Raw genomic sequence first — 14,961 nt, forward strand, 5'->3', positions numbered from 1 at the left:
GAACAATTTTTCATATCGCTCAAAAGCGACTTTATCATCTTACCAAGTTATTTTCTTAATGTCAATAACTTTTTGAAGAAGTTTTTTAAAACATCGTTGTCTCGCAACAACAGATATTAATATACCACCATTAACGAATCAGTGCAATAGCTTTTCAAACATATTTATCAAATATACTAAAATAATAATTTTCAAATTACTTTTTTAAAAAATGACTGCGTTAAAAGTCTTTGTTGAATTTATTAATTTTTGAATCTAAATAAACGGAAAAATCTCGCTTATTTAGTAATTACTAATAAAAATAGCCTAAATAAACGGAGAGATTCCGTCTATTTACCCGAAATACGTTAAAATGGAGGATTTTGCTTTGCTTAACCGGAAAACCTCCCCTTATTAACCCTGAAACAGTCTCCATTCTGCCTCTAACCGGAAAGTCTCCGCTTGTTTTACTTTCGCTGATTACTAGAGCGTAAATCAACAGCCTTATTTAACTTACCCAAAAAAATAAAGCACCAGTAACCTGGTGCTTCTGCCTCTTTAGCTTAACGATGACGCATTAATGGGAATAATAATACATCGCGAATCGATGGAGAGTTAGTTAACAGCATAACAAGACGATCAATACCGATTCCTAATCCACCTGTAGGAGGCATACCATACTCTAATGCCTCTACAAAGTCTTCATCCATTTCATGAGCTTCATCATTACCCTGTTCACGTTCTTTTAATTGGGCTTCAAAACGTTCTCTTTGGTCAATCGGGTCATTTAATTCAGTAAATGCATTCGCATGTTCCCGTGCAACAATAAATAATTCGAACCGATCAGTAAATCTTGGGTCTTCTTCATTTTTCTTAGCAAGTGGAGAAATCTCAACTGGATGTCCATAAATAAAAGTTGGCTGTATTAACTTTTCTTCAACCTTTTGCTCGAAGAATTCATTAACAATATGGCCATATAGCATATGTTCGGTAATTTCTACGCCATGATCCTTCGCAAGCGCACGGGCCTCTTCTACACTCATTTGTTTCCAGAAGTCTACTCCAGTATATTCTTTTATAGCGTCTACCATGTGCAGTCTTTTCCACTCTGGCTTTAGGTTGACTTCATATTCTCCGTATTGGACAGTAGTGGAACCTAATACTTCTTGAGCAATGTGTGCAATTAGATTTTCAGTCAGACTCATAATATCTTGATAATCTGCATATGCCTCGTACAGCTCAATCATCGTAAACTCAGGATTGTGTCGTGTAGAAACCCCTTCATTACGGAATACTCGGCCAATTTCATAAACCTTCTCAAGTCCGCCTACAATTAAACGTTTTAAGTGGAGTTCAATAGCGATACGCATGTAGAGTTCCATATCAAGTGCATTATGGTGGGTAATAAACGGTCTTGCAGAAGCACCTCCGGCAATCGAGTGCATCATCGGTGTTTCAACCTCTAAATAGCCATTGTCATCAAGGTAACGGCGCATAGCTTGGATGATTTTACTTCGTGTAATAAAGGTCTCTCTGCTTTCTTGGCTGACAATTAAGTCTAGGTAACGCTGACGGTAACGCTGCTCTACATCTTTAAGTCCATGGAACTTATCCGGTAAAGGTCGAAGCGCCTTTGTTAAAAATGTATAATTTTGAACCTTAACGGATAATTCTCCAACCTTTGTTTTAAATAAGGTTCCTGTCACACCGATGATATCTCCTAAATCGGATGAATCAAATACTTCATAAGCTTCTGCGCCAATCGCATCCACTCTAACATATACTTGAATTTGTCCAGTGAGGTCTTGGATATTAGCAAACCCCGCTTTACCTTTTCCGCGCTTAGTCATCATCCGGCCTGCAAGAGTTACTTCAACATTCTTTGTCTCAAGTTCTTCCTTCTCTAACTCACCATACTGTTCTACTAGCTCACTAATACTATGAGTACGTTCAAAGCGTTTACCAAACGGATCCAGTCCATTGTCACGCATCGTATTCATCTTTTCTCGTCTGACCCTCAGCTGGTCATTTAATTCTTCTTGACTCATACTTTATCAACTCCCAATACTTCTTTTTATGTAAACTAAGATTCAATCCCGTAAATAGTTCACTTTTTATGCATACTTTATTATTCTACACAATCTAAACAATTCAGACATCAAAAAAGATTAATATAAAAGAAACTGCCAGTTATTTTACTGGCAGTGCTCCTTAAACAAAAACATTATAGAAAAGCTTATTGTTAAAGTCAAATTTATCCTACGATTACCTGGCTTTCATTCTCTTCTGCTTCTGCGGCTAAACCATTTAACAGTCCTACTAATTCGTCACGAGTATTACACTCATTAACAGCATTTCTCACTCGTGCATTTCCTCTTACACCTTTTAAGTACCATGCCGCATGCTTACGCATTTCACGGACAGCAATATATTCATCCTTAAGAGCAATTAAACGGTCAAGGTGCAGGATACAAACATCCATTTTTTCACGGACTGTTGGTTCGTCCATCAATTTTCCTGTCTCAAGGTACTGCACAGTACGGTAAATCATCCATGGGTTTCCCAGGGCTGCTCTACCGATCATTACACCATCTACACCTGTTTCATCCAGCATTCTTTTCGCGTCCTGTGGAGTTTGGACATCACCATTACCGATTAACGGAATATTTATAGACTGCTTTACTTCTCTAATTATATCCCAGTTTGCTTTTCCTTCATACATCTGAACACGCGTACGTCCATGAAGTGCAATTGCTTTACCGCCGGCTCTTTCTACTGCTTGTGCATTTTTGACAGCAAAGATATGCTCGTCATCCCACCCCATACGCATTTTAACAGTCACCGGTTTTTCTACTGCGTCTACAACAGCAGAAACCATCTCATAAATTTTATCTGGGTCTAACAGCCATTTCGCTCCAGCGTCACATTTTGTGATTTTTGGAACTGGGCACCCCATATTAATATCTATAATATCTGCATTTGTATTTCTATCTACAAATTTTGCCGCTTCCACGAGTGTTTCCTTTTCGCCCCCAAAAATTTGCAGACTTAATGGTTTTTCACGCTCGTCGATGTAAAGCATATTCATTGTCTTTTCGTTCTTAATGACAATTCCTTTATCGCTGACCATCTCGGCACAAACCAAACCAGCTCCGAACTCCTTAACTGTTAAACGGAAGGCAGAGTTGCATACACCAGCCATCGGCGCTAACACAACTTGATTTTTCATTTCAATATTGCCGATTTTCAACATGCTTTTATTACCTCCCTATTCATTAGGTGAAAGTTCTTCTATAGTAATATTTAAGGTTTGACCGATCTTTTTTAACAGCTCACCTGTAGGCAGGCGATTACCTCTTTCAATCTCCCCAATAATTGATACTGATACACCAAGCTCCCTCGAGAAGCTCTCCTGTGTGTAGCCCTTTAGTTTCCGATAGGCTCGAATACGTCTTCCCCATTTTTCCGCTTCCATACTCGGACTCCTTCTTTGTTAGGTAATTCTTCTATCCATACTTCAAGTGGTTTCTCTGTATTTGGAATGGTGATGTTTGGTTTTATCTCTGACAAAGGAATCATGACAAAATTCCGCTCTAGCATCCGTGGGTGCGGAATCATAAGTTTCTCTGATTTTATATTTTCTTGATTATAGAGGAGGATGTCAAGGTCCACTGTTCTTGGCCCCCACATAATTTCCCGCTTTCTTCCAAGTTCTAATTCAACTTTTAGACAAAAATCTAATAATTCGAACGCGCTCAAGTCAGTCTGAATCTCCATCACCATATTTAAAAACAAATCTTGTTCCTCATATCCGACGGGGTCCGTTTCATAAACGGAGGAGGTATTTACCAATTGAATTTTTGAATGGCTCACTAGACGTTCAACCGCTTTCGATAAATAATCATACCTGTCCCCGATATTAGATCCAAGGGCAATAAATGCTGTATTTCCCATTTTTATCTTCTCCTTGTAATTTCTACTGCAACGGACCGATAGTGACCAGGGATTGGCGGATCTGGTTTAATTACCTTTATTGTTACCTCAGAAACAAGAGTAAATTGCTTCAAAACGGTTTGTGCAATTTTTTCTGCGATAGCTTCAACAAGCTTATATGGCTTTCCCTCAACAATTTCCTTACACACTTGAAATAACTCACCATAGTTTACTGAATACTCAAGCGCATCCGTTTCTCCAGCCTTTTTTAAATCTACTAATACCATTAAATCTATAATAAATCGCTGTCCAAGTTTAGTTTCCTCAGGGAAGACGCCATGATAACCGTAGAATTCCATTTGGTTTACAAATATTTTATCCAAGGCAACCACCCTTCCCCATTAGAACATCCATCATTTTTGCCATTCTGCTCATTTCTTTAACATCATGGATTCGAATGATTTGACATCCCTTTTGTATACCATAACAAACCGTTGCCCCGGTCCCTTCCATTCTTTCCTTTACCGGAAGATCTAGCGCTTGTCCAATCATGGATTTTTTAGAGGTGCCTAAAAGCACGGGATAACCTAGAGCCGTCAACGTGTCTAAGTGCTGCATCATCAAAATGTTCTCTTTGAAATCTTTTGCAAAACCGATTCCAGGGTCAAGGATAATCTGATCATCTTTTACACCAGCTTGTTTTACAATGTTGATGCTTTCGTACAAGTCATTTAGCACATCTCTTATAAAATGTGAATAATTTCGATCATGACGATTATGCATAAGGATAATCGGAACTTGGTATTGTGCAGCAACAGCTGCCATTTTCCCGTCTGCTTTCGCACCCCAAATATCGTTAATAATATGGGCACCTGCCTCTACTGCCGCTTGAGCAACTTGGGCTTTATAAGTATCAATAGAAATAGGAACACTCACTTGTTTAGAAATAGCTTCAATAAGTGGGACAACACGTTCTATTTCTTCCTCATCAGAAATTACGGTATAACCAGGACGCGTTGATTCACCGCCTATATCAATTATATCCGCTCCATTTTTAACCATTTCTTTGGCACGCTCAACGGCCTGTTCTATATTGTTGTATTTACCGCCATCTGAGAAGGAATCAGGAGTTGCATTTAATATCCCCATAATGATGGTTTTTTTATCGAAGTCTAATGTATATGGTCCACATTTCAATCCTGCTGTCTGCATCCTTAAAGCCACCCTCATTTTAGATTTACTTCTTACATCATACAAGAAGAATGTTTTTTATAGCAAAAAAAAGAGGCTTTAGCTTTACGCTATAACCTCTTTCCCCGAGATTTTATTAGCCTTCATATTGGTAAAGAGGTGTACTTAAATAACGCTCGCCATTGTCTGGAATAATAGCAAGTACCTTTTTACCTTTTCCTAGTTTCTTAGCAACTTCTAAAGCGGCATGAATCGCTGCTCCAGAAGAAATACCACCTAGGATTCCTTCTTCTTTGGCTGCTCTGCGTGAAGCTGTGAATGCTTCTTCTGATTGAACTTGAATCACTTCATCATATACATCTGTACTTAAAACGGCAGGAACAAATCCTGCTCCAATTCCTTGGATTTTGTGCGGACCTGGCTTACCGCCAGATAATACAGGCGAATCAGTAGGCTCTACCGCATAAATTTTTACATTTGGGAACTTCTCACGAATAACTTGACCTGCACCTGTGATCGTACCGCCAGTACCGATACCTGCAACAAATGCGTCAAGTTGATCCATTTGCTCCACAATTTCCTTACCAGTAGTTCTACGGTGTACTTCAGGGTTTGCTTCATTTTCGAACTGCTGAGGTACGAAATATCCGTTTTCAGCAGCAAGTGCATTAGCCTTTGAAATAGCACCTTTCATCCCTTCAGGTCCTGGAGTAAGTACTAACTCCGCTCCGTATGCACGAAGTAAGTTTCTTCTTTCTAAGCTCATTGTTTCAGGCATAACAAAGATCGCCTTGTATCCTTTAGCTGCTGCAACCATTGCTAAACCGATACCTGTATTTCCACTTGTAGGCTCAATAATCGTATCGACTCCAGGCTTAATTAAACCCTTCTCTTCTGCTGCTTCAATCATTGCTAAAGCAATACGGTCTTTTACGCTACTGCCAGGGTTAAAATATTCAAGCTTTAAAAAAACCTCTGCGCTGTTTTCATCTACTAATCTGTTTAATTTAACAATAGGAGTTTGACCAACTAATTCTGCAACTGAATTTGCTACACGTACCATTAGAGCACCTCTTTCTTTATTCCGAGTATTTTTATTGGTATTATAATGAATTTACCAGTTTTCTGATAGTTTTGTCAACCATTTAAGACTTCATAAATGCCAAAAAAATCAATTTTCTCTTGGACTTCATAAAAATAAAAGCACAGAAAAAACTTCTGTACTTCACTTAATTTGCTTCTTTATTCCCATAGAACCAATCTACCTTCACTTCTTCCCAGAAGGTCGACGCAGATGCTGGGCTTTTCATTTGTTCAAGTGCAATTTCACGACGAATTTGTTGTTTAACATCTTTATAAGAATACTTTTTACCCTTTATTTTTCCTTCGAGCTTAACAATAGCAAAACCCTGTTCTACTTGGATAGGATCACTCCATAAACCTTCTTTTAATTTCTTTACCGTGGTTAAATATTCAGAAGGGTAGCGTTCCTCCCCTTCGATTAGATAACCTATATCCCCGCCTTCATTGGCAGAAAATTCTTCAATTGAGCGTTCCATAGCCAATGCCGAGAAACTAGAACCTTGCTCGAGTTCCTGGATTGCCCTTTCTGCTTCATCACTTGATTTGACAATAATATGTGATACATGAAAAGCATCAGGAATTGTAAAAAGTTCTTTATTTTCCTCAAAATAGGCTTTCATCTCTTTTTCCGAGACCTTTACATCCTTTGTAAGAATTTCTTCCTGCAAGAGACTAATTCGGATATGCTGTTTCCATTTCTTCTCAGATGTCTTTTTATTTTCACTTGGCGTGCTATATGTAGTTTGAAGGATTCTATATTCGCGTTCCACATCTTTTTCGGAAACCTTAATGTTATATTTAGCTGCCATTTCTTTTATCACTTTTTGGTCAATCATATCTTTTAGAACATCTTTTCCGTATCTTGCCTCTAATTCATTGAGCCATTGCTGCCTCGTAATATCACTTTTCCCCACTGACGCAACGACCTCTTCGCTGACGTTTGTCCCGTTTATCTCTTTGACTTTAGCTAGGAAAAAGATAAGTGTTAGACAGTTCAACAGAATAAGTGCTGCGATCACATACCATAGCTGCTTACGCCTCAATTACTCCTCCCCCCGCGCTTTATTTTGCCTGACTCTTCAATTCCTCTAGCTCTTCTTTTGTGAATAGATACTTTTCATTACAAAAATGACAGTGTGCTTCAGCCTGTCCGTCTTCCGTAATCATATCGTCTATTTCGCCTCTTCCTAAACCAACTATCGCATCAGCGAAACGATTCTTTGAGCAGACACACTTAAATTGAACAGGCATTGTCTCCAAGACATTGACCTTATCCTTACCAAAAAGTTCTTCCAAAATTTCTTCTGGTGTTAGACCTTGCTTTACCAATGTTGAGATAGGTGCAATTGTTTTTAATCGTTCCTCTACCATGGTAATGGTTTCATCTTTAACTCCAGGCATTAGTTGAAAAATAAATCCTCCTGCAGCAAGAATGCTATCATCAGGATTCACAAGCACACCCACTCCAACGGAGGATGGTACCTGCTCTGAAGTTGCAAAGTAATAGGTGAAGTCTTCACCTAATTCACCAGAAACGATTGGTACTAGACCAGAGAAGAAGTCACGAAGACCTGTATCTTTAACGACAGACAGAGTACCCTCAGTTCCAACCGCACGGCGCACATCTAATTTCCCATGCTCATTTGCTTCAAAGTCAACTTGGGGATTTGATACATAGCCACGAACATCCCCCTTAGCATTGCTATCTACTAAGATGACGCCGATTGGTCCGCCCCCGTCAATTTTAATTGTTAATTTGTCTTCACCCTTTAACATTGCCCCCATCATAACTCCAGCGGTCAGGGAACGCCCTAATGCTGCTGAGGCAGTGCGCCATGTTTGGTGCCGGCGCTGTGCTTCTGAAACAATTTCCGTAGAACGGACAGCATATGCTCTAATTTGGCCATCATAAGCCAATGCTTTTACTAAATAATCACTCATTATGTAGCTCCTTTCTAGTTGCTATTTCTTATAGTATCCATATTCCTTTTATAGATTAGCTGTAATCCTTTTAAAGTTAAAAATGGATCGACAATATCAATGATTTTTGATTCTTGGGCGATTAAAGAGGATAAACCGCCCGTCGCGATGACTGTTGGTTTTTGTTCACTTTGGTCCATCATTCTTTTTACGATTCCTTCGACCTGCCCTACATACCCGTAGACAATTCCTGCCTGCATGGCTGCAACTGTATTTTTACCAATTACACCTTCTGGACGAGCTATTTCTATCCTTGGCAGCTTTGCAGCCTTTGAATATAAAGCCTCTGTCGAAATACCAATCCCTGGTGCAATAGCACCTCCCATATATTGCCGCTGTTCATTGATATAGCAATATGTGGTTGCGGTCCCAAAATCGACAATAATCAAAGGGCTTCCATATTCATGTATGGCTGCCACTGCATTCACGATTCGATCAGCGCCTACTTCTCTAGGGTTTTCATACTTAATATTTAGCCCAGTTTTTATTCCTGGCCCCACTACCAACGGGGTAAGGTGGAAGTATTTTTTACACATTCTTTCTAAAGCAAACATGATTGGTGGTACAACGGATGAAATGATAATCCCATCAATTTGCGAAAACGAGAGGCCTGAAGCATCAAAAAGGTTTTTAATAACCATTCCAAATTCATCTTCTGTTCGGTTCCTGTTCGTTTCGACACGCCAGTGATATTTAAGTTCTTCTCCTTTATATACACCTAAAACCGTATTGGTATTCCCTACATCAAATACGAAAATCAAAAGAATCACTCACTTTTCTGATTTTTCTAATGGTACACTGCAAACATCATATCATAATTATTTTTTATCGTGAAAAAAAGAGTGCTTTTATATAGCACTCTTTTTAAGATATCTACTTATCCTCAGTTTCAGAAGGCTGACTAGGTGGTTCTTCATCCTTCTTCGTGCTGATATTTACTTTTACATCATCAATTTTCTTTGTTTCCACTGGTTTAAACCCTTCGAGCTCTGCAGCAGATTCCGGCATACGCCCATTTTGAATTAAGTATTCAATTTGTTCTGCATTTAGCGTTTCAACTTCAAGAAGTGTCTTCGCAATCAGGTCAAGTTTATCACGATTCTCAGTGAGAATGGTTTTAGCTCTTTCATAACATTCTTTAAGTATGCGTTGAATTTCAAGGTCAATTTCAAAGGCAATCGCATCTGAATAGTTTTGTTCATTGTGAATGTCACGGCCTAAGAATACCTGACCGCCTGAAGCCTGACCAAATTGACCAACTCCAAGTTTATCACTCATACCAAACTCAGTGACCATTCTGCGGGCAATCCCTGTTGCACGTTGGAAGTCGTTATGAGCACCTGTACTTACTTCACCGAAAACAATCTCTTCGGCAACACGTCCGCCCAATAAACCAACAATTTTATCCAGTAATTCAGGTTTCGTCATAAAGTAACGGTCTTCCCTTGGAAGCATAACTGCGTAGCCGCCCGCTTGACCACGAGGAACAATCGTAACCTTATGAACCATATCTGCTTCATTTAAGATTAATCCGATTACTGTATGCCCACCTTCATGGAAAGCAACAATGCGGCGTTCTTTAGCAGAAATAACACGTGTCTTCTTCGCTGGCCCTGCAATAACCCTGTCTGTTGCTTCATCAATATCTTCCATGTCGACCTTTTTCTTATTCTGACGCGCTGCCACTAAGGCCGCTTCATTCAATAAGTTTTCTAAGTCTGCACCAGAAAAACCAGGTGTTCTCATGGCAATATTTTTTAAGTTAACAGATTCATCTAAAGGTTTGTTCTTTGCATGTACTTTTAGAACTGCTTCACGACCATTTACATCTGGGCGGTCTACCGTAATTTGACGGTCAAAACGTCCAGGACGTAATAATGCAGGGTCTAATATATCAGGACGGTTTGTTGCAGCAATAATGATAATTCCTTCATTAGCGCCGAATCCATCCATTTCAACTAGCAATTGATTCAATGTTTGCTCACGTTCATCGTGCCCGCCGCCTAAACCTGCACCACGTTGACGACCAACTGCATCAATTTCATCGATAAAAATGATACAAGGAGCATTTTTCTTTGCATTTTCAAATAAATCACGAACACGGGATGCACCGACCCCGACAAACATTTCAACGAAGTCAGATCCACTAATAGAGAAGAAAGGAACACCTGCTTCACCTGCTACTGCACGTGCAAGTAATGTTTTACCTGTTCCTGGAGGACCTACAAGCAGGACCCCTTTTGGAATACGTGCACCAAGTTCAGCAAACTTTCTTGGGTCTTTTAGGAATTCAACCACTTCAACTAATTCTTGTTTCTCTTCATCTGCACCTGCTACATCCTTAAATCGAGCCTTCTTCTTGTCATCGTTATAAAGTTTTGCTTTACTCTTACCAAAGTTCATTACACGGCTGCCGCCGCCTTGAGCTTGGTTTAATAAGAAGAAGAATAGGATAAAGATGATGACAAATGGAATGATGGAAGTAAAGAATGTTACCCATCCGCTTGTTTCCTTAGCAGGCATTACTTCTACCTTAGAACCTGCAGCATCAATACGCTCTAAGATTTTTTCACTATTAGGAACGTATGTTAAAAAGTTCTTACCGTCTTTTACCCCTTTTTCAAACTGCCCCCGAACTTCAAAGACACCACGTTCAGGCTGCATAGAAAATGAATCCACTTCATTCGCTTCTAAATGGTCAACAAACTCATTATAGGAAATGTTATCCGTAGGTTCGTTGCTGCCATTAAAGAAGCTTACCACGCCAATAATGACTAAAAATATCAATAAATAAAAGATGGTATTACGGAAAATCCGATTCATCTCTTACCTCCTCCCGCGATAAAAACTTTTTTAGATAGTATCATAAAAAATCATTCCAATTCTTAAATTACTGTTTTTAACTGGGTTAAACCAATGTTGTCAATTTACATTTGCAATAGCCTTTTTAGTTTTCACTTAAAGATTATTGCTATATACTTCCGGCTTTAAAACACCAATATATGGAAGATTTCGGTATTTTTCGATATAATCTAATCCATACCCAACCACAAATTCATCTGGGACAATAAAACCTACATAATCTGCCTTTATTGCACTCTTCCTTCCTGTTGGTTTGTCAAGTAAGGTAACAATTTTGATTGACTTTGCCTTTCGGTAACGGAATAAATCAACTAGATAGCTTAAGGTCAAACCGCTATCGATAATATCCTCAATAATCAGGATATCTCTTCCTTCAACTGAAGTATCTAAATCCTTTAGGATTTTTACTTCTCCTGAAGAAACCATAGCAGACCCATAGCTCGATACATCCATGAAATCCATTTCCAAATAGCAATCCATTCTTTTAAGTAAATCAGCCATAAATGGCATTGCACCCTTTAAGACACCAATTGCAAGTGGAAAGCGATCCTGATACTCTTCAGTTAATTGAGCACCTAATTCTTTGATTTTCCCCTGAATTTCTTCTTCAGAAAATAATACCTTTTCAATATCCTGTTTCATAATAACTGTGCCTCCTAGAAGAATCATTACTTATGATATGTGAGTAGTATATACTGACTTGTTGAATGATTAATGCCTTCAAAAGCTGACTTTTTTATTCCAGGAAGCCAAAGAATACACCCATTTTTGTCAGTAATTACAGGCCATGCATCACGATCCTGGATTGGAATTTTGCTATCGATAAAAATATCTTTTAGCTTTTTTGTTCCTGACATTCCTTTCAGGTTCATGCGATCCCCCATTTTTCTTGTTCGAATCTCAATGGGCAGTTTAATCTGGTCAGCAGGAAATAATGCATAATTTCCTTTTGTTTCAATGTTTTTCTTATCATCAATAACATCCATTTTTATACTTGCCCCATTAGGTAATTCAAGCTCGCCTGGTTCCGTCACTTTGAAAGAATACGCGCCAGATTCACTTACTTCAAATTGGAAAGAGAGTAGTGAATACGATCGAATGACCTTTAAACCGTTGGGAAAATCAAGTGTTTTAGAAGGATGATGATGTCGAATTAAAGATAGAACATGCTCAATATGTAAAGCAGAAAGTGACACTGGTATTACTTTGTAAAGATAGTTTAATATTAGTTGAATACCTCTTCTTTGTAAAGAAATTGGCATTTCCAAAAAGGGAATTATGTCAATGGTAATTTTATTCTTTTCTCTCTTTTTCATTACTTTATTCATTCTTTGGACAGTTAATTCCTGAAGAAGTATTTCATCCTCCTGCAGTTCTTCACTAAACCGTTGAAAATGTTCATGCACATGCTGATTTTCCTCTTTTAAAAAGGGTAAAACTTCGTTTCGGAAGCGATTCCTGCTATAAATACTTTTTTTATTACTAGGATCTATTCTTGGGACCAAATTTTGCTTCTGACAGTATTCCGCAAGCTCTGCCTTCGTTAAGGATAAGAAAGGACGAAAAATGTATCCATTTTTAAGTGGTCTCATAAACGGAATACCGGCTCTTGCGGAGCCAGAACTTCCTCTCGTCAGGCGCATTAATATAGTCTCCACCTGATCATCTCCATGGTGACCAAGGGCTAGATAGTTACAACCATATTTATCCATGATTTTCTCAAAAAACTCATATCTTGCCTGTCTAGATGCCACCTGCGGATTTTTCTTTGTTTCCTTAATAATTTCAGGGACATTAATTCGTGCCATTTCAAAAGGGATGCACTTTTGCTCACAATAATCTTTCACGAATAGAGCATCTTCTAACGACTCTTGTCCACGAAACATATGATCCACATGTGCTGCAACAATCGAAAGGTTTTTTCTTTCCTGCTGTGTCCACAAATAGTGAAGCAAGGCAAGTGAATCTGGCCCCCCCGAAACACCAACCACCATTTTCTTATTTTCAAGTTGAAATGATTGTCGGTTAAGCAATGCTGCTACCTTTGCTTCTAACATTCTACATTCTTCCTTATAAAAAGTTTCTTTATTAATTTATTTGAATAAACCTAGCTTACCACTTTTATGACAAAAGTATCAAAAACAAAGACCTAATGGATTAGGTCTTTTTTTCCTTCCCTTTAATACGGTATGAATAACAATTAGTTTCAAAAATCAAAGAAGTTTTTGAAAAATATACAAAAAGTATAAAAGTGTAAGAGACATTGTGATGATGACTGTTTCTGCCCAGCGGCTTTTTTTCTTTTTCTTCCTGTAATTCTGCCGGGTTTTGGGCTGACTTCCTGTCTGATTGACCTTTTGTGGTTGAATGGTGCTAGTGGAATTCGATGCCATTGATTGATTGACAGAGCTGGGTTTTTGGCTGCTCATGGCCAATGACATTAGTTCTGTTCTCATTTGAAGTGCATTGGTGTAATGTCCTTGGAGGGCTTTTAGGATAACCTTTTCCAATGTTTGTAAATCCTTTTGTCTTCTAATGGCTTCTCTGAGCTGCGAAATCCCGCCAGTTGTTTTGTTAAAGCGTTTTGGATATGCAGTATTAATCATAATCATTGCTACAGCAAATAAATCGTAAGCAGGGTCTGCCTTTCTTGTTCCTAACCCCCAGTATCCCCGATCATAGAACTCAGTAAATTCTTTAATCGCTCTCCCTTGAATCGTTGTTCCGCCAACATCTATACACCTAATTTTTGGTGTTGGGCCGGTAACGATTAGGTTTTCTGGCTTTAAATCACCAAATACCCAGCCGTTCTCATGAAGCTTATTTAAATCATTTAATAATTGAAGAAAAAGGACAGTGGTCCACGACCTTCCCTTATTCTGAATAAAAGTCATTAAATCGGGGCCTTGAATATATTCCATCGTATAAAATGAAATCTGCCCTCTGCTACTTTTCCAGTCATCCACATCAAGCAAAGAAGGTCCGAGGGTAGACCCTTGGACCTTTGCAAACGACCTTAATACATTAACCTCTGAGGTAATGGACATACCGTTATCGCTCATCTTTAAGGCTACTTGCGAATTTTTAAACTTTGCAAGGTAGACAATGCCGTTTGCTCCATATCCTAGTTCCTTTATAACTGTATATTTATTCGAGTGCCATTTCCCTGTGATTACAGTGCCTGGAGCTACTTTACATCGACTCTTCAAGGAATGATTCATCATCACCGGTCATGAGACTCCTTAATGAACGTTTTGAATTAAATGAAGATAGTGCCGTACGAATTGCGGGACCCGTCGGAGTAATTCCCCCAGTTGTAAGTTGTGAGAAGATACTTGTCAAAGATTGTAGTTTTGGCGTCCAATCTAGAATTTTTTCGACATCATTCTTTTTCCCGGGAAATACAAAAACAGCAAACTGATTATCACCTGTACGTGCATTTAAGCTAAGGGAAAGGTCAAGCAGGGCTTCTTTAACGGTTGGAAGCTTGTGTTTCATACTTGCACTTGTATCGACAAGAATCAACACCTCTAATTCGACAGTTTCTCCAAGTTCATCGACTACTTCCATTACTTCCCCTCGTTTCTCAGGAGGAAGGTCTTCGATTGTCTGTGAACGACCAAGAATTTGCTGAAGCTCCCTATTTACTACACCTTGGATTGTCTGTGTCATTGCTTTCCTTGTAACCATTTGAACAGTTTGAGAGAGCGCTTGAGCATAAACAATTTGGCTGACTCCGCCTCCGGACATCGCTATTCCCTCTATTTCCGTCATTCCCTTTTCATCAATTACATCTTGCTCCATTACACCGATGACATTTACAGAGATACCTTGTTCTTTTGCAAGTGCAGCCATGGCAATAGGATCTTCACCTTGATTTGAACAGCCGTCTGTTATTAATAAGATCTGACGAATTTTCCCAGTATACATACT

Annotated in this window: 15 protein-coding genes; all 15 read right to left on the reverse strand. The window is 38.8% G+C overall.

From position 1 onward, the window contains the following. Window positions 1-542 precede the first annotated feature (542 nt). Complete coding sequence (lysS, locus tag BANA01_RS23185; protein ID WP_063254862.1) at window positions 543-2,027, reverse strand: lysine--tRNA ligase; 1,485 nt, start codon at window positions 2,025-2,027, stop codon at window positions 543-545. A 206-nt stretch (window positions 2,028-2,233) separates the two neighbouring features. Next, complete coding sequence (gene dusB / locus BANA01_RS23190) at window positions 2,234-3,232, reverse strand: tRNA dihydrouridine synthase DusB (RefSeq protein WP_063254863.1); 999 nt, start codon at window positions 3,230-3,232, stop codon at window positions 2,234-2,236. A gap of 15 nt (window positions 3,233-3,247) precedes the next feature. Beyond that, on the reverse strand, window positions 3,248-3,454 hold the full coding sequence (locus BANA01_RS23195; RefSeq protein WP_063254864.1) for a helix-turn-helix domain-containing protein: 207 nt from the start codon (window positions 3,452-3,454) through the stop codon (window positions 3,248-3,250). Further along, a complete protein-coding gene (gene folK, locus BANA01_RS23200; RefSeq protein WP_063254865.1) occupies window positions 3,406-3,933 on the reverse strand; it encodes a 2-amino-4-hydroxy-6-hydroxymethyldihydropteridine diphosphokinase in 528 nt (175 codons plus the stop codon). The genes BANA01_RS23195 and folK overlap by 49 nt, the downstream gene beginning before the upstream one ends. A 2-nt stretch (window positions 3,934-3,935) precedes the next feature. Continuing rightward, window positions 3,936-4,295: a dihydroneopterin aldolase gene (gene folB / locus BANA01_RS23205; protein WP_063254866.1), complete on the reverse strand. Its 360-nt coding sequence runs from the start codon at window positions 4,293-4,295 to the stop codon at window positions 3,936-3,938. Then, window positions 4,288-5,124, reverse strand: coding sequence for a dihydropteroate synthase (folP, locus tag BANA01_RS23210; protein ID WP_063254867.1), 837 nt, complete (start codon window positions 5,122-5,124; stop codon window positions 4,288-4,290). The genes folB and folP overlap by 8 nt, the downstream gene beginning before the upstream one ends. A 115-nt stretch (window positions 5,125-5,239) precedes the next feature. After that, entirely contained in the window at window positions 5,240-6,166 is a 927-nt protein-coding gene (gene cysK / locus BANA01_RS23215; RefSeq protein ID WP_063254868.1) for a cysteine synthase A, read from the reverse strand. A 166-nt stretch (window positions 6,167-6,332) separates the two neighbouring features. Next, a complete protein-coding gene (locus BANA01_RS23220) occupies window positions 6,333-7,229 on the reverse strand; it encodes a peptidyl-prolyl cis-trans isomerase (RefSeq protein ID WP_063254869.1) in 897 nt (298 codons plus the stop codon). A gap of 19 nt (window positions 7,230-7,248) precedes the next feature. Beyond that, window positions 7,249-8,127 (reverse strand): Hsp33 family molecular chaperone HslO, encoded by an 879-nt coding sequence (gene hslO, locus BANA01_RS23225; RefSeq protein ID WP_063254870.1) that lies wholly within the window; start codon window positions 8,125-8,127, stop codon window positions 7,249-7,251. Window positions 8,128-8,141: 14 nt separating this feature from the next. Beyond that, window positions 8,142-8,927, reverse strand: coding sequence for a type III pantothenate kinase (locus BANA01_RS23230; RefSeq protein ID WP_082799648.1), 786 nt, complete (start codon window positions 8,925-8,927; stop codon window positions 8,142-8,144). A gap of 112 nt (window positions 8,928-9,039) precedes the next feature. Beyond that, window positions 9,040-10,989: an ATP-dependent zinc metalloprotease FtsH gene (ftsH, locus tag BANA01_RS23235; RefSeq protein ID WP_063254871.1), complete on the reverse strand. Its 1,950-nt coding sequence runs from the start codon at window positions 10,987-10,989 to the stop codon at window positions 9,040-9,042. A gap of 135 nt (window positions 10,990-11,124) precedes the next feature. Further along, window positions 11,125-11,670: a hypoxanthine phosphoribosyltransferase gene (gene hpt / locus BANA01_RS23240; RefSeq protein ID WP_218008415.1), complete on the reverse strand. Its 546-nt coding sequence runs from the start codon at window positions 11,668-11,670 to the stop codon at window positions 11,125-11,127. 26 nt (window positions 11,671-11,696) lie between these two features. Then, window positions 11,697-13,085 (reverse strand): tRNA lysidine(34) synthetase TilS, encoded by a 1,389-nt coding sequence (tilS, locus tag BANA01_RS23245; RefSeq protein ID WP_063254872.1) that lies wholly within the window; start codon window positions 13,083-13,085, stop codon window positions 11,697-11,699. A gap of 156 nt (window positions 13,086-13,241) precedes the next feature. Then, window positions 13,242-14,252 carry a protein kinase domain-containing protein gene (locus BANA01_RS23250; RefSeq protein WP_063254873.1) on the reverse strand — a complete coding sequence of 337 codons (1,011 nt, stop codon included), beginning with the start codon at window positions 14,250-14,252 and terminating at the stop codon, window positions 13,242-13,244. Continuing rightward, entirely contained in the window at window positions 14,221-14,958 is a 738-nt protein-coding gene (locus BANA01_RS23255; RefSeq protein ID WP_063254874.1) for a vWA domain-containing protein, read from the reverse strand. The genes BANA01_RS23250 and BANA01_RS23255 overlap by 32 nt, the downstream gene beginning before the upstream one ends. Window positions 14,959-14,961: the final 3 nt, after the last annotated feature.

It is taken from the genome of Neobacillus niacini NBRC 15566 (assembly GCF_001591505.1).
Lineage (GTDB): Bacteria > Bacillota > Bacilli > Bacillales > Cytobacillaceae > Neobacillus > Neobacillus niacini.

Coding starts and splice junctions, on each gene's coding strand:
- ftsH (WP_063254871.1), bottom strand. CDS start 10,989: ATGAATCGGATTTTCCGTAATACCATCTTTTATTTATTGATATTTTTA.
- cysK (WP_063254868.1), bottom strand. CDS start 6,166: ATGGTACGTGTAGCAAATTCAGTTGCAGAATTAGTTGGTCAAACTCCT.
- tilS (WP_063254872.1), bottom strand. CDS start 13,085: ATGTTAGAAGCAAAGGTAGCAGCATTGCTTAACCGACAATCATTTCAA.
- lysS (WP_063254862.1), bottom strand. CDS start 2,027: ATGAGTCAAGAAGAATTAAATGACCAGCTGAGGGTCAGACGAGAAAAG.
- hpt (WP_218008415.1), bottom strand. CDS start 11,670: ATGAAACAGGATATTGAAAAGGTATTATTTTCTGAAGAAGAAATTCAG.
- folP (WP_063254867.1), bottom strand. CDS start 5,124: ATGCAGACAGCAGGATTGAAATGTGGACCATATACATTAGACTTCGAT.
- BANA01_RS23195 (WP_063254864.1), bottom strand. CDS start 3,454: ATGGAAGCGGAAAAATGGGGAAGACGTATTCGAGCCTATCGGAAACTA.
- folK (WP_063254865.1), bottom strand. CDS start 3,933: ATGGGAAATACAGCATTTATTGCCCTTGGATCTAATATCGGGGACAGG.
- BANA01_RS23250 (WP_063254873.1), bottom strand. CDS start 14,252: ATGATGAATCATTCCTTGAAGAGTCGATGTAAAGTAGCTCCAGGCACT.
- dusB (WP_063254863.1), bottom strand. CDS start 3,232: ATGTTGAAAATCGGCAATATTGAAATGAAAAATCAAGTTGTGTTAGCG.
- hslO (WP_063254870.1), bottom strand. CDS start 8,127: ATGAGTGATTATTTAGTAAAAGCATTGGCTTATGATGGCCAAATTAGA.
- BANA01_RS23255 (WP_063254874.1), bottom strand. CDS start 14,958: ATGTATACTGGGAAAATTCGTCAGATCTTATTAATAACAGACGGCTGT.